The sequence below is a fragment of the Proteus sp. HMSC14B05 genome (genome assembly GCF_001808035.1).
GTDB lineage: Bacteria > Pseudomonadota > Gammaproteobacteria > Enterobacterales > Enterobacteriaceae > Proteus > Proteus mirabilis.
Map to the genome: position 1 here is coordinate 175212 of NZ_KV791983.1, position 19809 is coordinate 195020.

15 protein-coding genes and 7 pseudogenes are annotated in these 19809 nt (G+C 37.3%); 8 read left to right on the top strand and 14 right to left on the bottom strand.

Annotated elements, in window-relative coordinates; genetic code table 11:
• The first annotated feature begins 336 nt into the window (after nucleotides 1-336).
• Nucleotides 337-669 (top strand): hypothetical protein, encoded by a 333-nt coding sequence (locus HMPREF3129_RS06575; protein WP_026164689.1) that lies wholly within the window; start codon nucleotides 337-339, stop codon nucleotides 667-669.
• A 14-nt stretch (nucleotides 670-683) separates the two neighbouring features.
• Here HMPREF3129_RS06575 and HMPREF3129_RS06580 read toward each other — a convergent pair whose 3' ends face one another.
• Both HMPREF3129_RS06580 and speFL read right to left on the bottom strand, forming a co-directional pair.
• Nucleotides 684-995 (bottom strand): Orn/Lys/Arg decarboxylase N-terminal domain-containing protein, encoded by a 312-nt coding sequence (locus tag HMPREF3129_RS06580; protein ID WP_004239731.1) that lies wholly within the window; start codon nucleotides 993-995, stop codon nucleotides 684-686.
• A 314-nt stretch (nucleotides 996-1309) separates the two neighbouring features.
• Complete coding sequence (gene speFL / locus HMPREF3129_RS19120; RefSeq protein ID WP_223310125.1) at nucleotides 1310-1387, bottom strand: leader peptide SpeFL; 78 nt, start codon at nucleotides 1385-1387, stop codon at nucleotides 1310-1312.
• A gap of 824 nt (nucleotides 1388-2211) precedes the next feature.
• On the opposite strand from speFL, the gene HMPREF3129_RS06585 reads away from it, so the two are divergent.
• From HMPREF3129_RS06585 to HMPREF3129_RS06595, 4 genes and pseudogenes are all read left to right on the top strand, one after another.
• Nucleotides 2212-2622 carry a fimbrial protein gene (locus HMPREF3129_RS06585; protein WP_000669584.1) on the top strand — a complete coding sequence of 137 codons (411 nt, stop codon included), beginning with the start codon at nucleotides 2212-2214 and terminating at the stop codon, nucleotides 2620-2622.
• A gap of 228 nt (nucleotides 2623-2850) precedes the next feature.
• A complete protein-coding gene (locus HMPREF3129_RS18265; protein ID WP_230458799.1) occupies nucleotides 2851-3420 on the top strand; it encodes a fimbria/pilus periplasmic chaperone in 570 nt (189 codons plus the stop codon).
• 98 nt (nucleotides 3421-3518) lie between these two features.
• Entirely contained in the window at nucleotides 3519-3722 is a 204-nt protein-coding gene (locus HMPREF3129_RS18270; protein ID WP_223302955.1) for a FimD/PapC N-terminal domain-containing protein, read from the top strand.
• A pseudogene (locus HMPREF3129_RS06595) lies at nucleotides 3661-3864 on the top strand (DUF417 family protein); the annotation flags it as partial. The gene HMPREF3129_RS18270 and the pseudogene HMPREF3129_RS06595, both read left to right, overlap by 62 nt.
• Before the next feature lie 202 nt (nucleotides 3865-4066).
• Here HMPREF3129_RS06595 and HMPREF3129_RS18275 read toward each other — a convergent pair.
• Together HMPREF3129_RS18275 and HMPREF3129_RS06600 are read right to left on the bottom strand one after the other, a co-directional pair.
• A complete protein-coding gene (locus tag HMPREF3129_RS18275; protein ID WP_077788456.1) occupies nucleotides 4067-4264 on the bottom strand; it encodes a group II intron maturase-specific domain-containing protein in 198 nt (65 codons plus the stop codon).
• A 264-nt stretch (nucleotides 4265-4528) separates the two neighbouring features.
• Nucleotides 4529-4804, bottom strand: a pseudogene (locus HMPREF3129_RS06600) (DDE-type integrase/transposase/recombinase); the annotation flags it as partial.
• Nucleotides 4805-5182: 378 nt separating this feature from the next.
• Here HMPREF3129_RS06600 and HMPREF3129_RS06605 point away from each other — a divergent pair.
• The 3 genes and pseudogenes from HMPREF3129_RS06605 (at nucleotide 5183) to HMPREF3129_RS18505 (ending at nucleotide 11013) form a co-directional block, all read left to right on the top strand.
• Nucleotides 5183-7264 (top strand): TonB-dependent receptor, encoded by a 2082-nt coding sequence (locus HMPREF3129_RS06605; protein ID WP_001351060.1) that lies wholly within the window; start codon nucleotides 5183-5185, stop codon nucleotides 7262-7264.
• A 10-nt stretch (nucleotides 7265-7274) separates the two neighbouring features.
• Nucleotides 7275-9644, top strand: coding sequence for a TonB-dependent receptor plug domain-containing protein (locus HMPREF3129_RS06610; protein WP_004239729.1), 2370 nt, complete (start codon nucleotides 7275-7277; stop codon nucleotides 9642-9644).
• 447 nt (nucleotides 9645-10091) lie between these two features.
• A pseudogene (locus tag HMPREF3129_RS18505) lies at nucleotides 10092-11013 on the top strand (ArdC family protein).
• 352 nt (nucleotides 11014-11365) lie between these two features.
• Here HMPREF3129_RS18505 and HMPREF3129_RS18510 read toward each other — a convergent pair.
• From HMPREF3129_RS18510 to HMPREF3129_RS06650, 10 genes and pseudogenes are all read right to left on the bottom strand, one after another.
• A pseudogene (locus tag HMPREF3129_RS18510) lies at nucleotides 11366-11521 on the bottom strand (ClbS/DfsB family four-helix bundle protein); the annotation flags it as partial.
• Between the two features lie 12 nt (nucleotides 11522-11533).
• A pseudogene (locus tag HMPREF3129_RS18295) lies at nucleotides 11534-11749 on the bottom strand (integrase core domain-containing protein); the annotation flags it as partial.
• A gap of 12 nt (nucleotides 11750-11761) precedes the next feature.
• On the bottom strand, nucleotides 11762-12826 hold the full coding sequence (locus HMPREF3129_RS06620) for an IS110 family RNA-guided transposase (RefSeq protein ID WP_004239726.1): 1065 nt from the start codon (nucleotides 12824-12826) through the stop codon (nucleotides 11762-11764).
• A 210-nt stretch (nucleotides 12827-13036) separates the two neighbouring features.
• Nucleotides 13037-13989, bottom strand: a pseudogene (locus tag HMPREF3129_RS06625) (IS3 family transposase); the annotation flags it as partial.
• Nucleotides 13990-14009: 20 nt separating this feature from the next.
• A pseudogene (locus HMPREF3129_RS18760) lies at nucleotides 14010-14123 on the bottom strand (DUF2857 domain-containing protein); the annotation flags it as partial.
• A gap of 24 nt (nucleotides 14124-14147) precedes the next feature.
• Entirely contained in the window at nucleotides 14148-14336 is a 189-nt protein-coding gene (locus tag HMPREF3129_RS06635) for an AlpA family transcriptional regulator (RefSeq protein ID WP_000200567.1), read from the bottom strand.
• Nucleotides 14337-15244: 908 nt separating this feature from the next.
• A complete protein-coding gene (locus HMPREF3129_RS19125; RefSeq protein WP_000482925.1) occupies nucleotides 15245-15388 on the bottom strand; it encodes a hypothetical protein in 144 nt (47 codons plus the stop codon).
• Between the two features lie 169 nt (nucleotides 15389-15557).
• Nucleotides 15558-16307, bottom strand: coding sequence for a 4'-phosphopantetheinyl transferase family protein (locus HMPREF3129_RS06640; protein WP_000071884.1), 750 nt, complete (start codon nucleotides 16305-16307; stop codon nucleotides 15558-15560).
• Nucleotides 16308-16319: 12 nt separating this feature from the next.
• Nucleotides 16320-18047, bottom strand: a complete 1728-nt coding sequence (locus HMPREF3129_RS06645) for an ABC transporter ATP-binding protein (RefSeq protein WP_000588838.1) — start codon at nucleotides 18045-18047, stop codon at nucleotides 16320-16322.
• Entirely contained in the window at nucleotides 18040-19806 is a 1767-nt protein-coding gene (locus HMPREF3129_RS06650; protein WP_001044024.1) for an ABC transporter ATP-binding protein, read from the bottom strand. The genes HMPREF3129_RS06645 and HMPREF3129_RS06650 overlap by 8 nt, the downstream gene beginning before the upstream one ends.
• Between the last annotated feature and the right edge of the window lie 3 nt (nucleotides 19807-19809).

Genomic DNA, 19809 nt, shown 5'->3' on the forward strand with positions numbered 1-19809 from the left:
TTTTCTGCGCACAGTGTGCCTGTGACTTTATTTTATTAACACAGGACAGAAAATGCGTATGAAAATTCTCCCGATATGTCTTGCCCTGACCTCACTGCTGTTGGGGGGCTGTGCAGATAAACCCTCCCGGCCTGCTGAACCGGTGGCTGATAGATACCGCGATTCTGGTCAACACCGGTCATGCCCAGCCGGTACTTCCGGACCTTTATCCATCAGCTGGGGCTGGTACAGTTACTGCCGGTGGGCGGACGTTATCAGGGGCGTACGGTGACGTTGCGCCTACCATAAAAGAGATGCCGTGATGAAAAACATAAGATTTGTGGTTTTACTGAGCGGGTGTCTGATGACAGCGCCGCTGACAGCCACACAGTCTGTTTCCGGGGGGCAGATTGGCAGATTGAGGCGGGGAAATCGGCTAAGAGTCAGACTCAGTCATTGCAGTATGAGGCGCAGGAATGGGGACTGAGTGCGGAGGAGTATGCCCGTTTTGAAGCGCTGATGAAAGGGTGGCGCGGTATTCAGTCTCTCGGCCTGGATCCTCTGACGACACTGGGCATTGAGGCCCGGTCAGATGAGGAGCGCTGTCGGCTGGCTGAAAAGTGGGTACAGCAGGAATTTGCCAGGGCAGAAAAAGAGCTGGCGTTTCAGCGGGAAGTGGATGCAGCCTAGAAACGGCTTTATGGTCAGATATTATCGGTCAGTCTGGGAACAGCCGGCTGAATCCGGTCTGTATTCTTTTTATTTAAATCAATTACACCTGTTAATCGATTAATAATATTAGTCGGAATAACTTTATCTTTATTAATAATAGCGAATACAGGCTGTCCAAAGCTATTTTGTTCAATAAAATCGAGCCTTCCATCTTGAATATTATCAAGTGAAATAATAATTGCGGCAATATAAGAGAAGTCAGTATGTAGAATATTAACATATTTACGATGAGTTGAAATAGAGTCAGACATATCATAGCTGACTGCGACTTTATAATTTTTCATTTTTAATTCCTTTTTGGTAAAAAATCTTGCTGAAATATTAAGTGAAAATATTTCATTTATTTATATTTATGTCATCACGGATATAAAATAATGTTATAGGTTGGTGGCTTTTATAATTTTAGTAATCTTTTTTTTAGCAAAATGACTAGGAATAAAAGCTGTTTAGCTGCACATTACTGTGCATAAAAACCAAGGATATGAATGTTCAATAAGAGCTCGTTATAACCACATTAAATGTGATATATAATGATAAAGAGATTGACTATCCATTTGATGAAAATATGCAAACCACGTGATAGAAGCCAATAGAGAGATTATCTTTGAGCGCTGAAAAGATTAAAACTAAAACATGAGAAATGTGAAAGCATCATTATATGTGTAATAAGTTTTATATGTGGTCAAAATCGGTTATTATTTTCTATTTTTGCATTCATTAATTGTTAAGGTATATATAACAACTATAAGTTATATGTAATTAAATATCCGAATTATACTGTGATGCAGATCAAGGTATATCATTTAAAGAATGATTTTTCTTTAATTCATATATTTATTTTTTGTTATTTGTTGTTTTCTTTTTAACAAAAGAATAGGTGATTAATATAGTCGCCAAGTCTATGTTATAAATATTAATACAATGTATTTATGGTGCCTTTCCTATAATTAAAGATTATAAATTATTATCATTAATGGTTGCATTAATATATATTTATTTTCTAAATAATTATTTTAAAGTTTTTTAAATTTGCTTATATAGTCATTAAGATTAATAAAATATACTTTGAAATATATTCTGTATTACCTATTCCCTTCTATATCAATATAAATGAGTTTTACAATCAGTATAAATTGTTAAAAATGATCGTTAAAAACGATTGTTATGTTTATATTGATGGTTTTAATCTATCAAAAAAATACATTATCGATCAATAATAACATATTAACATAATTTATTTTTAGAAAGAAAATTATATCCATTAATTATATTTTAATTACATGAGGTTACATTTTAATAAATAATAAGTTTGTAATTTCAAATAAAGCTTCCGTATTTTTCATGTTGGTGAATGTTATTAATTTTTTATTAAATAATGGCGTTTATATTTAATAATTTTAATAGAGTAGCACCTGTTTTTTATAGTTTTAATATATAAATTAAGGATATAAATACCCTCAATGAAGTTTATAGATTGATTTTTATGTTAGTAACCAAATAATGAAATTTAAAAATAATATTGCTTTAAGTACGGTACTGTCTGTTGCTATTTTTAACTCAGCAATGGCATATGACGGTACAATTAGTCTTACTGGATGCACTACTGGACAAAATGGATCTAGTAATGTGAAAGCTTTTTTTGAACCCGGAGCTAATACTGACTTTAATACGAACAAACTAAAAAATGCAAGCTCTGACGGAGCACAAAATGTTCAAATTCAGTTATTAAATAACGATGGTACTACTGCTATTCAATTAGGGAAAGACTTTGTCGGACAGGATGTCCATTCAGAAGCTATTAATAGTGACGATGAAGCGACACTACGCTATATGGCCCAATATTATGCTACAGGAAAAGCAATTGTAGGGGATGTCATTTCTAGTGTTAATTACACTATTGCCTATGAGTAATAAATAATAATCGTGCGTTTTTATTATCATTATTTACAAGGCAGCTCATCTGCACTGCTTTGTTCGGAGTTTCCATGAAAAAACTTTTCTTTTTCATGATGGCCGGCTTATTTTCTGTGTCAAGTTATGCTAATGTTGGGTACCTGAGTTATTTATCCTGAAAACTAGGAAGGTATTAATATTAAAATTAATAATGATGAATCTACTCCATCTTTAATTCAGTCCTGGATTGATACTGGTGATGCCAGTGTTGCTCCAGACTCAGTCAATGTTCCCTTTATTATTACTCCGCTTATATTTCGTATAGAACCTCACACAGGGCAAACATTACGAATTATGTATACGGGTGAAGCACTGCCTAATGATCGTGAATCAATTTTTTGGCTAAATATACTGGATATTTCAGCTAAACCTAAATTTGAAAATAAAAATAATTTAAATGTAAACTCAAATTATCTTCAACTCCCGATCCATAGTCGCATAAAGCTATTCTATCGTCCAGAAAAACTCACACGTTCTCTCAGTGAGGCCTATAATTCTGTTATATGGCATATTGAAAAACAAGGAGCAAAGGCCTTTCTTTGTGCAGATAATCAAAGTCCTTATTTTATTACTTATAATCATATTACTTTGATTCAGAGCAACTACTCACAATCAATTAATCCAGTAGATATGGTTGCTCCTTATTCTTCAATACGCCTTCCTATACATGGAAATATGTCGGGATATGGAAAAGTGAAGTGGACAGTTGTTAACGATTATGGTGGGCATGAATTAAGTGAGTCAGCTCTGAAATAAGGATAATATTTATGAAATATTGCACTTAAACTGAACATCATTCATTCCTGCCTGCCATATTTATTTCACTGGGAGTTTTTTCCATGGACACAGTGGCTATGGAATATGCTGAATTTGATCCCAGTTTTTTACAGCATACTCAAGGGAAGACGACGTTAGATATTCATCGTTTCAATCAAGGAAATCCAACTCCAGCAGGAAAGTACTATGCTGATGTTTATCTTAATAATAAATGGAAAGGGCTCTGCCTTAGTGTTTCTTACGCCATTTGTCACATTAACATTTTTGGTGTTTACACCTGAAACCTGGGTACATGGAGCAGATGCTCATACTGAGTTTCCTTATCTTTCCGGTGCGGGAAGGTTAGTTCTGAAAGATACTATGATGATAGCAGCAGGATTTGTTGCAATGGTACATTCTGCAAGGTGTATCACTAAAAAGTAGTGAACACTATCATTTATCTGATTTTTATTTTCTAGTATTATATGAGGTTATCGCGTCGTGGAGGGGAACTTTCCCCCTCCACTCCCACGGAGCCGGACGTGGCAGTATCCCGTCATCTGGCTCTTGTAGTTGACTGGTAACATCGCGTACAAATAGTCCAGTGTGCAAACAAACTGAGTTTAACATTCCGGATCCTGTCTAATCATTCATACGCTTGAACCAGACTACCGTGTCCCCTCTTGTATTTACGGGTAACCCATTTAGCAAGGTACAGATCGATATGTCTGGCTATATAATCCATTACTGATTGACAAAAGCGTCCATAGTACAATACCCACGTAGCCTGAGATTGAGCCAACGTACCATTGTATCCAGTGATAACGGTGCTCTGTGGCTTCAATCCTAACCCCGCACTGTCTGACGGATTGCCTCGCAAAAATGGACAATGCCGCTGAGGAACTGGCGTATAGTAATAGAGTCGCTTTATTGTCGAGTTCGGTGACCGCGACCGCCAGGATGGTCACTTTTGAAAAAGGCGTTTACACAGCATGGTAAACGGACTCGAAATTCTCTTACATATACTGAAAATTAATTACAGTAACCTATTCGTTATAACCTGTTTAAACCCACTCCAATTCGTTATTTATCTCACGTCTGATCATGAATATATAAAAATCGCGTATGTACGGTATGTCCGGTTAAAGTATTCAATGAAAGTGTCCTGCGTCGGCTTACCTGGCTGGATAAGATCCCGTTTTACTGCATGTTTTTCTGCCCATTCAGCCAGTATCAGTGAGATAAATTCTGGACCATTATTCATGTGCAGCATGATCGGGTAGCCGCAGTTTGCCGCGATCCTGTCGAGTACACGGATCATTCGCAGATCTGGCAGATTCAGAATGATTTTAATCGACAATGTCTCACGGTTAAAGTCATCAACTTTAACAGTCCGCCCGGTTTCAACCGACTTAATTACGGCGATGATCTGATGCTCAGTAAAACAGGCTTTACGCATAGCGATCTCCTTCGTTGGCAAATTAATTATGCGGGATACTTACACCGTCAACCCCAGTATGCAGAGGATGAAGCATCAGATCGGAGCATTGTCTGATGGTGCCATACACCAGATTTAACAATAACCCGTTTAATACGCCAAGCTGCAAAGAAGCAATTAAGTATTCTAAAACAGATAGTTAAAACTTAAACCTTATCTAGGACAGCCCAAATTTTTATTATTTTTTAAATAATCACTTGCTAATGATAATTATATATACATACAATGTGATATGTTATAACATAACAAAAAATGGCGGATAGTATGAAAAAATCTATTTTTAATTATACAACATTTTTTATTTCAATGAGTTATTCCTTATTTGCAAATGCAAGCCCTGCAATAAAATCAACTGAAAATCGGAACAATGAGGTATTAGAGGTCTATTCAACACCTTTGCATACTCCGCAAGAGAAAATGGCGATCCCCGTTTCTGTTCTGACACAAGAAGATCTACGCGCTAATCGTAGTGCCTCGATTGCTGAAACCTTAACATCCTTACCAGGTTTTCATGCCAGCTTTTTTGGTGGAGGCTCAGTTCATCCAGTTATTCGAGGAATGTCAGGCAATCGAGTCAAGGTATTACACAGTGGTAGTGATCTTATGGACGTATCCTCTATTGGTGCAGATCATACAATCACCAGTGAACCCTTTTTAAGTCAACGCATTGAAGTATTAAAAGGCCCTTCAACATTACTTTATGGAGGAGGCACAATAGGCGGTGCAATTAATGTTATTGATAGCAAGATTCCTATGTCAGTGCCTGAAAAAGGCTATGAGGGTGAATTGCATTATCAATACGATTCTGTTTCTAAAGGAAATACAGGATCAGTAGGATTAACGTTAGGAGAAAATAATTTGGCGCTTCGCCTTGAGGGTACTAAACGTTATCAAAGTGATTACAAACAACCAGAACCTTTACATCAAGGAGAAACTAGCCGTTTAGCAGGATCTTATCAAGATAACCAATCGGCAAATATTGGTGTATCCTGGCTTTTTGATGACGGTTATATAGGGATTGGTTATGGTGAACAACATCGTCGATATGGGCTGCCTGGTCATACGCATTTTCATGATCATGAAGATGATCACCATCATCACGCCCCAATTCGCCCTCCTTTAATCGGCCATCATCATCATAATCACAATCATGAATACCCTGATGAACAACATCAACATGGTATTCCTTATATTGTTATGGATAGCAAACGATGGGATCTTCGTGGTGAAAAAAACAATCCATTTACTGGTATTGAATCAATACGTTTCAGTGCGGTCAGAACCGATTATCATCATGATGAAAAAGAAGGAAATGAAGTCAGTACCTCATTTAAAAACAAAGGCGATGAATTAAGACTGACATTTACACATCAACCTATTTGGGGTTGGCATGGTGTTATTGGCGGGCAATTTAACCAGCGTGATTTTAGTGCTCAAGGAGAAGAAGCTTATGTACCGTCAACAAAAACAAAAAATCACTCACTCTTTTTATTAGAAGAATACCAATTAGGTGATTTTCGCTATGAATTAGGATTTCGCCAAGAGTGGCAATCACTGTTAAATAGAGAAACTCAAAAAAATAATAAGCAGAGTGCATCTTCTATTTCTGCTGGATTAGCATGGAATTTTACACAAGACTATTTTTTAAATTTATCACTTTCACACACGAAAAGATTACCTGTTGCAGAAGAGCTTTACGCGAATGGTGTTCATGCTGCAAGTCGAACTATTGAAAAAGGCGATCCTAATTTAACCGCAGAGGCTGCAAATAATATTGATATTGGAATAACTAAAGTAACAGGTGATATTCAATTCAATATGAGTGCCTATTATAACCGTATTAATAATTATATTTACGGTCAATTTACGGGGACTGAATTAAATAATGGCTATCGTTCATTACAATATGTTCAAAATGATGCACAGTTTAAAGGTATAGAAGGAAATATTGATTATTACTATAACCAAGATAGCTTAATTGGTATTTCTGGTGATTATGTTAGAGCAAATTTACTACACAATAAGGGAAATATACCAAGAATACCGGCTTATCGTTTAAGTACTTATATTAAACATAGTTTTACAGAAAACGTAATTGGACAAATTCGCATTGATCATTTTGGAAAACAGAATAAAACAGCAGACTATGAAACATCCACAGAGGCTTATAACACAGTTAGTTTAGGTAGTGAATATATTGGTTATTTAGATAACACAGATTATACCTTATACGCCAAGATTAATAATATCTTTGATGTAAAAGGGAAAGACAGCACCTCTTATATTAAAGATGAAATGTATTTACCTGGTCGTAATATTATCTTAGGCGCTACTCTTACATTCTAATATGAATATCATGAAAAAAAGTAAACTCTCTATTATTTTACTTATACTTTTGTCGTCTCCTTTATATGGAAAAGAGAATAATCAAGATAAAAGCCAAGAAAAAGAAACATCAAACGATGTTATTACTGTTAAAGCAACATCAATAAAAAACAAAGAGACATTCTCCTCTTTATTACTCAATAATCGAGAAGAGATAAAAGGAAAACAACTTGAACAAATAAAAACAAATACGATTGGTAATACCGTTTCAAAAGTTGCTGGTGTACAAGCGGAAGGTTTTGGCCCAAATGCGGCAAGGCCTGTTATTCGAAGTCTCTCTGGCAATAGAGTCGGGATTTTAGTTAATAATCTTCCGATTAATGATGTTTCATTTATTAGTGGGAATATGCCTATTCCTGTTGATATGAATAGAATTAACGAAATATCAATTAGTAAAAGCTCCGAAGCACTACTTTATGGTGGTAGCAGCAGTGGTGGTGCAATTCATTTGTGGGATGATCGAATAATGACACAGTTTCCTGAAAAAGCAATTTCAGGTGCCGTGACATTTAATGGTAGCACTAATAATGGTAACGGTGGATCAGTAAATATTAAATTCAGTAATAAAGAAAACTGGATTTTTAATCTTTCCGGTGCTACTAAACGAGTCTCAAAATATAAAATTCCAACACGCTCTAAAGTTGGTGCTTGCTATAGCTATCAACAGCTAAAAGACCACTCTGCATTACGTGATCAATGCCAAGTGGATATGAAAGTGTTTACTAGCCGTAACCCTGAAGCGTATCCTTACATTAGTGAGTTTTGGAAAAAATATCAGGTTGAATATGAGTTAAGCGAGGATGATAAATATACCTTTAAAGATAAGGACTATTTTTCAGGTATTGGTTATGTAGATAATGAACCTAACTTACGATATAAACCTGGTAGCCCCACATCTATTGAACATGTCACACCTCCAAAGCATTATGTTGAAAATAATAATAACGAAATTCCCAATAGCTTTTTAAAAAGCCAAAGTGGTAACGCATCACTCTCTTATATCGGAGATGACGGTTACTTAGGTTTTTCTGTCACTGATTTTCAAACATCGTATGGAGTGCCAGGCTATGCTTATCTCACAACTAAAACAACTCGAGAAAGGTATAAACCTGTTTCGGTTTCAAATAGTAATCGAAGAATAGATATACAAGGAAAACATGATCATTTAGCACCATTTTTAAGAGACAGTGCTTTTTATTATTCTTATTCTGAATCTAAAGATGAAGAGTTAGTCGGCCAAATTGCTTCATCGGTATTTAATACAAAAAGCCATCAGTTAGCTTTAGAAACTGCACATACTCCGCTATTTAATCGACTTAATGGTGCGTTTGGGATCAACGGTAATTATCGTGATCTGAAAACGTCTGGTTATGATGCTTATTTACCCAGTGTATTAACCAAAGAGTACGGAATATATTGGGTTGAATCGCTAAATTTATCTCCTTTTGAGCTCACTGCTGGATATCGTAAAGGTTACACTCAACATAATCTCAATATTCCAGCGAATTATAATCGTGGTAGAGGGCAAGGTTCTAATTTACAAAACCGTCATTTTGATACAAGTGCAAATACACTCGCTCTATCTTTTACACCAATTGATGAATGGACATTAAAACTACAACAAAATATTTCTTATCGAGCACCAGAAATTAATGAACTTTATACACATGGCCCTCATTATGCTTATTTAATTGAAGAACAAGGAAACAGTGAATTTAATACCGAAAAAAGCAAAAGTATTGAATTATCATCTGTTATTGAGATTGGCAATTTCTCTAATAAACTTAATTTGTATAAAACAGACTACAGTGGTTTTAAATTTAGACGATTAACGGGTATCAGTCGTGGTGCTGGTCCTGTTATGGAATGGGATGACACCGATCTTGAAACAAAAGGATTAGAATATGAATTTAAATATTTATATGAAATGCCTCATGATCACAATCTAACATTTACACTATTTGGTGATTTTGTCGAAAATAAAAGCAAAAGAAAACTGTTTATTGCAGGTCACTATTTGCCAAATTTACCTAATGAAAAGCATGGTATCAGTATTTATTACCAACATGATGAATTAACTGCATTTAGTAGTGCAACTTACTATAAAAAACAAAAAGAAAGCGGTGGGTTAATGTATGGTGGAGATATGGCCTTTCCTTCCTATACGTTAGTTGATGCGGGGATTGGCAAAAAATACCACCTTGATAAGGTAGATGTTTCGGTTGATTTTATTATTAATAATCTCACCGATACTGAAGCAAGACCTGCATCTTCTCAATTGAAATATTTAGTCCCATTACCGGGTCGAAATTATGGGATAAATGTCAAAATTGATTTTTAATATATTCTGATTTAATAAGATATAAAGTAAGTGAGGTACTCTATGGGTGCCTCTTTTTTTTATAATCATGCACAATTAACTTGAAGATGCATGTTTTAGGGCTCTATCACATTAAGGTAAGCACACCTGTTTTAATTCTAGACATTTTTTGAGATCTCGGTGCCAACAAGATGTTTCTATCAGTACCAATCCCCAATTCATTACCACAAATCTACTTTTCACCAATACGGAGTAAAGGGCGCTAAGTTCGGCTATGCAGGGACCGATTTTTCCTCCTGTGTGCTTTTTGTTCCCGTATCAGCTTCCGGTTAATCATTTCACGGCACAACCGGTCCCGTAAGGGTGAAGTGCACGCATGCTGCACCCTTGTGGGCCAGAACGATGCCGAGAAAGCGAACTGTCAGGCGATACGAAGATGAAAATCACATTACTGATGGAGAAAAAACTATGATCACTTCCTTGCATACTCAGACAAGTGCCTCTAACACCGCAACGGCGACCAGCGTATCCCCGCTGGACCCGTCAGGCTCCTCAAAAACGAAATTTTCCAAAACCAGAACCGATATTTATCAGATCGTTACCGACCTCATCATTACCACACTGGAAGTAGGCGTTAAACCCTGAGTGTGTCCGTGGCAGCGCGTACCGGGTATGTCCGGCATGCCTTCCAACTACGCTACTGGCACAGCCTACAGCGGGTGCAGTGAATCAGAATGAGGATTCAGTGATTCCTGCTGGATGACATACAAACAGGCTAGGGCAGAAGGTGCGCAAGTTCGTAAGGACTAGCACGGCATGACCGCCATTTTTTATACCATCCTGGAGAAGGAAAACGACACCGGAGAAATTGACCATATCCCGATGCTGAAAACCTTTGTCGTGTTTAATGTCGAACAAATTGATGGCCTCTCACTGACGGCAGATACCGTTGCCCCACAAGCGACGTTTGACGCGTTGCCACAGGCTGAAAATCTGTTCTGTAACAGCGGTGCTAACATCATTGAGAAAGGACAAAACGCCTTTTTCATGCCATCAACAGATGAGGTTTTGTTACCTGAACGTCGTTTTTTTCCGATGCCGCTAGCTTTTATGCCACGGATCTGCATGAGATTGTTCACTGGAGCGATGGCAAAAGTCGCCTGAACCGCGAAATGAAAGGAAGATTTAGCAGTGAAAATTATGCATTTGAAGAGTTGATCGCCGAGCTGGGAAGCGTGTTCCTGATGGCGGATCTGGGGATTGTCGGATAGGTTCAGCACGAAAGTTATATTGCTTCTTGGCTGAAAGCACTGAAAAACGATAAGCGCTATATTTTTAAAGCCGCCAGGCAGCATCGAAAGCGCATCGTTATATGATGGATAAGGTCTGAACAGAGGAATAAGACGCCGCAAAGGAATGCGGCCTTAACCTTATTTTTGGATCTGGCAGAGTGACATAGATTTCAATTTCCCTGCGAATGCGGACGGTAAAGAGCCCGCTCATCCTGCAAACTACATTTTTATACTGTTGATAATAGGGTATTCCTTAGTCATGGTAATAAGGCTCAGAAAGCCATATTTAGCTTTCCATAATGGAATATTATCGCCACCTTGAAGAATTCTTTGTTCCGGTTACAGAATCTGCATTTTTATTGAGAGCAAGGGATTTAACCTGCCACGGCGTGGTCAGATTAAGGATGTGGGCATAGAGCGATTTTTCGGCCATTAATTTGACGCTGATGCTTACTTTAAATTGTTATTATTTTTTGCCCACTTTTTTAATCTTCCATTCGCGTTGGTATAAGGCGAAGATGTATTAAATGAGATCATTCGGCCCATCGTCCATTTTTTGTATCATGGTTCACCATACAAAACATCATCAGTTCGTTCATCAATAAGCTTTTGTAGTGGTCAACTAAAACTGGCCACGGTTTTAGAGTTTTTTCGGTATCGGTTTTCCGATTCATTTGGTGGTAATCCACCGTTATATTCGTGCGGCCTGAGTTCGCTGTAATACCCGACGATATAACCCGTTATCGCTTGAGCAGCTTCACTGAAGCTGGTGTAGCCTGTCACCGGCATCCACTCATTTTTCAGACTCCTGAAAAAGCGCTCCATCGGACTGTTGACGCTCCTATGTCAAGAGCGGCGATTGGCATATGCGAGGTCCGATAAAATCAATGGATAGAGCTCACGGACGATGTAGCGTTTTAGGCATCTCAGGATCTCTTTAGTCGATAGCCCTTCACCAGTTCGTCTGTCGACATAGATTCTCGTGCGCGGATCGCTACGCATACGTACAAGGGCTATTGTCCACAGGGCATTGTTTGCTTCACGTGAGCCACCACGGTTTAATCTGTGCCTTACTGTTTTCCCTGATGATGCTGGCAGTGGATTTACGCCACAGAGCGATGCCAGGGCCGCTTCATTTTTTAAACGTTCGGGGTTATCACCCGCAACTGCCAGCAGTGTTGCAGCCGTCTGTGGCCCAACGCCAAACTGGCTACGAAGGTTACTGGCATACTTGCGGGTCAGTTTATCTAGTGATTCGTCTAGTTCATTCAACTCTTCAGTCAGGGCCATCCATCGTTTCGCAAGGCTTCGAAGCGTACTGCACAAGGCTATACGTAATGGTGAGTGCTCTGACACTTCGCTGTTAATGCAGGCAGTTACGCATTCGTGTGGTTTCGATTTCCAGAGTTTGTCGCGAACATCTTGCGGGGCACTAACCAGCAGTGCACGAAGCTGATTAATCGCCTGCGTACAGGCTTTTACTGCACTACGTCGGGCAACACTAATAATCCGGAGAGCCTCACATGCACCTGACTGCATTTTTGGTATGGCCTTGCTGCTCCCTGAAAGCACTGTCCGGGCTGCATTTTCTGCATCTAGTGGATCTGACTTCCCTTCAAGGCGGCGTTTTGAGCGATCTGGCCGGTTAACTTCAACAACATAAATGCTATTCTTGATGAGATAGCGTGTTAATGCGGCACCATATGTTCCTGTTCCTTCGATGCCTGCTCGTTCGAGGCTACCGAAAGAACGTGCCCAATCAAGTAGTTCCAGATAGCCCGCTTGATTTGTTTGAATAATGTGAGTTCCAAGCAGTTTACCTGCCTGACTGATAACAGCGCCGACATGAATATCAAGATGGGTATCGACACCCAGAATCACGGTTTCAGAAGATTGGCGGTCGTTTTGCATGGTTTGCCTCCAGATATTGGTAGCACAATCATCCCCATCGCAGGACAGGACACTCGGGATGCAGCACAAAGCTCCTATCAGGTCACAAACTCTGGGCCCGGTTATGCCCGGGAAATACCAGAATCGGACGACAGGTCAACACAAAGGCATTTGAGCCAATCCCAGCACGGGTCAGTCCGATCCGGTATTTGAAAGTATATTAGAATGAGTATCCCAGCAGTTTCCGCGCCTGCTCATACTTTGCCTGATCCGGTATCGCCACAGTAACTGCCTGAACTACCTGCTTGTATAGTGACTACCCTAATCACTGTGGAACATAACCCCGGATGGCTTACCGCGTCTTTCCCATGCCATTTTCAGTGCTTTGGTGGTCAGCCTGCTGTCCGGAGAGAACGACATTGCCCACCCCACGGGTTTCCGTGCAAATAGATCGAGTACCACAGCAAGGTAAGTCCGGCGTTTACCTGTCCAGATATACGTCACATCGCCGCACCATACCTGGTCAGGCACTGTCACTGCAAACTGACGTCCGAGGTGATTCGGGATAGCAATATGTTCGTGTCCCCCACGTCTATATCGGTGAACAGGCTGCTGACAACTCACCAGCCCCAGCTTCCTCATAAGATGGCCGGCAAGCCATCGTTCCATCCGGAAGCCCCTGTGTGTGGCCATTGTGGCGATACTTCTTGCATCCTCGGAGCCATGACTGAGGCCGTGTAGTTCCTGAACCTGACTGCGTAATACAGCTAGCCTGCTATCCGGCTTGTCAGGACGGTTTTTCCGGTATTTATAGCTGCTGCGGTGAACCCCAAACACGTGGCAAAGCGTGGCCACAGGATAATGCGCTCTGAGTTTCCCGATTATCGAGAGTTGTTCAGGGAATCTGACATCAAGAGCGCAGTAGCCTTTTTTAATATTTCATTTTCCATTTCAATACGTTGAAGTTTTTTCTTCAGCTCACGTATCTCAATTTGCTCCGGCGTGATAGGGGAGGCTTTAGGTGTTTTGCCGGCACGTTCATCTCGTAGCTGCTTTACCCACCGGGTCATAGTGGAAAGTCCGACATCCATGGCATTTGCGGCATCTGCAACCGTATAGTGTTGATCCACCACTAACTGAGCGGATTCACGTCTGAATTCTGCACTGAAATTTCGTTTTTTCATTAAAGCACCAGTGTTGTCCTGAGGGTATTCATTTCGTCGAAGGTGAGTCCCAGAGATTCACGATGGTGAATATTGTCTTCTTTCAGCGCACGCAGGGCATCTGTTAATACGGCGTAATTCAGAGACGGAATCATGATTTCGGACCTTCCTTAAACACTTCAGCGGTTGGCTAATTTGAGGTTGATCCATTCATCAATTTCAGATTCGAGCCAGGCTACGCTGGCAGGGCCAACCTTTATTATTGAACGAGGAAAAGAGCCCCCTTTCATATACAGATAGATTTGCGAGCGTTTCAGACCGGTTTTTTCTTCGACCTGTTTCAGGCGTAATAACTGATGTGATGTCATGATTTTCTCCAGTGTAGAGTGGGGTTGGAGAAGATAAAAAAGCATAAGCGAAGGTGAAGAAGAAAGCACGTAAGCCCGTATTAAGAGTTTTTGAGTTCTTAATACGTATTTCAGTATAATGGTGAGTTAAATCAATAAGGCACTGAAGTGGGAGAACCGCGTTCAAGTGCTGTTTTCAGTGTATCGCCGCTGAATTTGTCAGTAATACCTTCGGTAGATGCCCATTGTTCGAAAATGGATAAAAGCTTGTAAGGTTTTCCTAGTAATGGACTGATGACTTCATTATGTTTACATGAAAGCCAGAAAAGACGAGACAAAGGGCTGGATATGCGTGTCGATGTTGGAGTGTGTTTAATATTTACATAGGCATTCATCAGCTTTTGTAGTTCAGTCAGGCGAATTACAAAACAGGAATCTTGTGGTAATTTATAAATAGGGAAATATTCTTTGTCACTGGATTTATGAGTTTCATTCGATTAATGTTGTTATAAATCTCAGATTTTAGTTCTTCAGGTAATTACATTAGTTGTTGGCTAATTCGTTCTTTTCATGTTATTTTCTCAAACGCTTGAAATAGAGTTCTTGATAATAAAACTGAAATGCCATAATTAATACATTGATTGCCTGTGATTGGTGGTGATATATTGATTGAGTGCGCCAGTAAGTGTTGAATTGTTACGAATTCATACCCGATCAGAGTGGTATCAATGACCCATTTTTTTAGAATGAATATATTTATCTTGAGTGAGTGTGGTATAATTTATATGTTTAATGAAACAATGTGTATCAAGATAGCATAAACGATCTGTGAGAGAGTTTCCTATTTTTTTCAATTTAATTTTATTCTTAATTTTTGTGACTTTCCTTAATATAATTGTAGATTGAAAGTATATAGATAAATAAATGTTTCAAGATAGCGCATGGCGATAAACGTCGCTGTCGGTTAATTGTTTCTCTGTTTTTTTCTGGTTGGCTAGGTATACAGCTTCAGGTATGGTTAACCAATCGGATTTATTTTTAATAATAGTATTTTTTGTTTTATTGTTAAACATAATTTTTCCTTATTTATATGAGTGCTAATATATTGATGGTTTTTTATAATTTATTCGTGTTTTGGTGTGAATATATGAATTGAATTGTCATATCTTTTATATGACCTATAGTCAGTCAAATAATACTTAAAACTAACTGTTAATATATAATTTCATTGTGGTCGTATAACTATAATAAATGATGTGGCAGGTTGCTTTTTATATCACCCCATGTTAAGAATTTATAGTTAAATGGATGGTGATATGTGATTATGGATATTTTATAGCTATCTAATATTGATTTGGTAATATATGAAAGATGAGCAGAGTAATGCTGTTCTATAAAATATAATTTATCAAATTGATCTCTCTTTATATAAAAATCTAAATTCTTAATGATTTCTTCTGATAATCCAATGCCTCTTGATTTAATATAGGCTTCTTTTAATGTCCACATCTTATAGAAATTATGTTTTTTTTGAGTCTCGTCAAAATAAGATAGGTATTTTTTTTCTTTTTTTGAGAAATAATAATCTATAATGCTATTTATTTCTATATCACGGTTGAAATATTCAATATCAATACCAACGGATGATGTATTTGAAATAGCGAGAGCAACACAATTATTTGAATGTGATAAATTGAAGTAAATGCTTTCCTTTGATTCGTTTAAAATAAATGGTTTCCCGTACTCATTTTTTGAAAATCTTACATCTTCTGGTGAAATTTTTAAATAAAATGATAAAATATCGCGTAACATGACTCTTGATAGCAAAAAAATATTTCGTTGTTTTATAAAAGGGTAGTCGAATAACGATGAAATTTCATCGTTATTTAAGATGTGCATTCTGGATTTAGCTTTACTTAAACATGGTATCGTTTGTAGATTACCAATCCAGATATGCACCTCATTATCTATAAACAAGTTGCTATTACTCATTGCATTTGGCTATTAGCATAACGCTTTCTGTTGTAACCATAAATGTGCATATAAGCCATTTTTTGCAAGTAACTCAGCATGTTTTCCTTGTTCTGCTATTTTTCCATTTTCCATTACGATAATGTTATCGGCATTTTTAATGCTATTTAATCGATGGGCAATCATAATGATTGTCTTATCTTTTGATAACAATGATAAAGCTTGTTGAATTAATACTTCTGATGAACAATCGATACTCGATGTTGCTTCGTCGATCAGTAAAATTGGTGCATTTTTTAATAAAGTTCTAGCAAGAGAAAGACGTTGACGTTCTCCACCTGAGAGTAACATACCACCGTAACCAATAGGAGTATCATAATTTTGTGGTTTTTGTATAATAAACTCATGTGCATTAGCTAATTTAGCTGCAGTTATTATTTCATCATCGTGAGCATCTGTTTTTCCCATTAAAATATTATCTTTAATTGTTCCTGAAAATAAAACGACATCTTGATAAACAGAAGATACATATGAACAGAGTTTATCGGAATTTATTTGGTTAATATTAATATCATCTAGCAATATTTCACCTTGGTTAACATCCCATAGACGAGAAATAAGCTGTAGTAAAGTGCTTTTCCCTGAGCCACTAGGGCCAACAATAGCAGTAAAGCTTTTTTCAGGAAAACAGCAAGATATATTATCTAATGTTAATTGACTATTATAAGGATAAATAAAGCTTACATTGTTAAAATAGATATCTGTTCTTATTGGTAATTGAGTATATTTAGGCTCAGAAAGTGGAACCACTTTCATTACTTCTTCTATGCGTTGTAATGATTTTTGTGCATAATTTAACAACATACTGGATAATCCTAAATCAAAGAATTGTCGATAAATGGGGAGTGCTAATACAAGGAAAAAAACGAATTGAGAAGGAGAAAGTGAGCCACTAATTAAACGGCTTGTTCCTATTATCATTAATAAAATAAAACCTGATTCAAGAATAAAACCATAAAGTGCAATCCAAGGGGCAGGCTTGGAATCTAGAACTATTTGGGTTTTATTTTGTGTTTCTAAGGCTGCTTTTAGTTTTTTCCATGCAGGACCAAGTCGCCCAAAACTACGAATAACCATAATTCCTTGGATATAATCGAGTAATTCGGATTGTACATTGGCATTAGCATCAGCTGCCTGTTGTGCAGCTTTTAACATTATTTTATGGCTTATGGATAATGCGAACAGAGCGATTGGAATAGAAAATAATATAATTAAAGTGAGTTGCCAATCTACCCATACTAAGAATAGTGAGAGAAAAACAGGCATCGCTAAAGTACTGATAAACATTCCTAAGAAATGTGACCAGATATTTTCAATGATCTCTAAATCAGCAGTAAGCCGTGATGCAAGATCACCACTGCGTTGAGAAGAAAACCAGCCAATCGGGATTTTTCGTAAATGATCGGCTATTCTTAGACGGGCTTGTCCCATCATTTTATAAGCACCAATAAAAATCATTGGCATACTATAAGTACCAATGACAATACGCAGAACAATAGATAAGAGTATTGATAAAAAGTAATAAAATAACTGAGCTAGTGTGATTTTATTGGCAAAAAGATCAATTAATAAAAAATAGAGTAGAATATATGGAATAGTAGCAAAAAGACCTTCAACTACGGCAAGGCATAGACCCACCATTAAATCTTTATCTTTTTTATTAGAAAGCAAATAACCTGATTTAATTAATTCTTTAATCATTATTATTCTCCTGGATTAATTGCCAATGAATAGTGTGACTATAATCATTCCATAATTTTTGATAGGTTGGGCATTGGTTTAATAAATGGGTGTGTGTACCTGTATCAATAATCTTTCCATTATCAAGCACAATAATTTTATCTGCGTTAATAATAGTATGTAGGTTATGAGTGATCATAATAACAGTCCGATTCTGGCATAGACTCTTTAATGCGCGATAGATCAAAATTTCATTTTCAGCATCAACATTGGCAGTAATTTCATCGAGAAGTAGGATTGGAGAGTTTTTTAATAGTGCTCTTGCAATTGATAATCGCTGTTTCTCTCCACCTGAAAGTTTATTTCCTTGTTCACCAATTAATGTATTATATCCTGCTGGGAGTTTTTCAATAACATGATGAATATTGGCTGCTTTAGTTGCTTTGATAATATCCTCAAATAAGGCATTAGGATTTGCTATGAGTAAATTTTCTAAAATAGTTCCATGAAATAGATATACATCTTGAAAAACAACACTTATTTGAGAAAGTAAATCAATTTCTGGCCAGTAGTTGATATCATATTGACCTATTTTTATTTGGCCAGAAGTACAATCATAAAAACGGGGAATTAGTTTTAATAATGAGGATTTTCCTGCACCACTGTGGCCTACAATTGCAGTTGTTGTACCCGCTTGGGCATTAAAACTAATTTTCTCTAATATCGGTTTATCACCATGATCCAAACAGACATCTTTAAAAGTAATATCGCTATTTTTAGGGAGAGTAAAATGTTTATCATGTTGTTTATGCTCTGAAAGTTCAAGGATCATACTGATATGTTTTAAGGTTTGTTTTCGTTGAGCTTGTTCTCCTAGCACAAATGTTAGTCGTAATAACGGCGCAAGTACGAGGGGGGATGTCATTAAAAATAAAATATAAGTAGATAAATCAATATTTTGATTTAAATACATCCACCCACCTACTGGTGCTATAATAACGAGATTCGCTGTTAATATCCCACTAAATACCATCCAAGAGCCTGTACTAGCTTTGACATTATTTTTTATCCATTTAACAGAGGAATTGATAGATTGAGATAATTTACCAAAAGTATGGGAGGTTAAGTTAAACGCTTTTATTTCTCGTATTCCTTTAATATATTCTCCTATTTCATTAGCAATTTTTTTCTGAATATTCATCCACTCATTGGTTTGTTTATTGGCTCGACGCAACATGAGAAGTTGAGCCATAAAAGCAATGGGTAATGGGGTTAGAGATAATAAGGCAAGAGGCCAATTTACATAAAAAAGTAATATAATAGCGATAAAGGGAGTCACTATGGCTGAGACGAGATCAGGTAGCATATGTGCGAAAAAACCTTCTAAGCTTTTTATATCATCATTGATAATACGTCGCAGATTTCCACTGCCATATTGAGCAAAAAATGATAATGGTACTTTACTGATTTTTTTAGCTATTGCGAGTTGTAATTGATGCTGAATATAAAAAGCACCCCGATGTGCGGCAATATGACTTATTGCCATTAATCCCCAACGTAAAATTAAAATAATCACAGTGATATAAACTAGATTATTTATTTGTTGAATATTAGGTGATGTTGAAAAACAAATCTGGCTGATTTTATAGATGATCCATAATGGTGCTAAACTTAGCATTGTTGAGATTATTGCCATAATAATGCCACTAATCAGAGGGAGTGGGGCTAATTTTATTAAAATACGAAAGTTAAGTGGCAAAGTATCTATTGTTTTATTCATATA

Bases quoted from the DNA above. Each gene is read 5' to 3' on its own strand.
- HMPREF3129_RS06650 (WP_001044024.1), bottom strand. From the start codon at position 19,806: ATGAATAAAACAATAGATACTTTGCCACTTAACTTTCGTATTTTAATA.
- HMPREF3129_RS18270 (WP_223302955.1), top strand. From the start codon at position 3,519: ATGGAATATGCTGAATTTGATCCCAGTTTTTTACAGCATACTCAAGGG.
- HMPREF3129_RS06580 (WP_004239731.1), bottom strand. From the start codon at position 995: ATGAAAAATTATAAAGTCGCAGTCAGCTATGATATGTCTGACTCTATT.
- HMPREF3129_RS06605 (WP_001351060.1), top strand. From the start codon at position 5,183: ATGAAAAAATCTATTTTTAATTATACAACATTTTTTATTTCAATGAGT.
- HMPREF3129_RS06645 (WP_000588838.1), bottom strand. From the start codon at position 18,047: ATGATTAAAGAATTAATTAAATCAGGTTATTTGCTTTCTAATAAAAAA.
- HMPREF3129_RS06620 (WP_004239726.1), bottom strand. From the start codon at position 12,826: ATGCAAAACGACCGCCAATCTTCTGAAACCGTGATTCTGGGTGTCGAT.
- HMPREF3129_RS19125 (WP_000482925.1), bottom strand. From the start codon at position 15,388: ATGTTTAACAATAAAACAAAAAATACTATTATTAAAAATAAATCCGAT.
- HMPREF3129_RS06610 (WP_004239729.1), top strand. From the start codon at position 7,275: ATGAAAAAAAGTAAACTCTCTATTATTTTACTTATACTTTTGTCGTCT.
- HMPREF3129_RS06635 (WP_000200567.1), bottom strand. From the start codon at position 14,336: ATGACATCACATCAGTTATTACGCCTGAAACAGGTCGAAGAAAAAACC.
- HMPREF3129_RS06640 (WP_000071884.1), bottom strand. From the start codon at position 16,307: ATGAGTAATAGCAACTTGTTTATAGATAATGAGGTGCATATCTGGATT.
- HMPREF3129_RS06585 (WP_000669584.1), top strand. From the start codon at position 2,212: ATGAAATTTAAAAATAATATTGCTTTAAGTACGGTACTGTCTGTTGCT.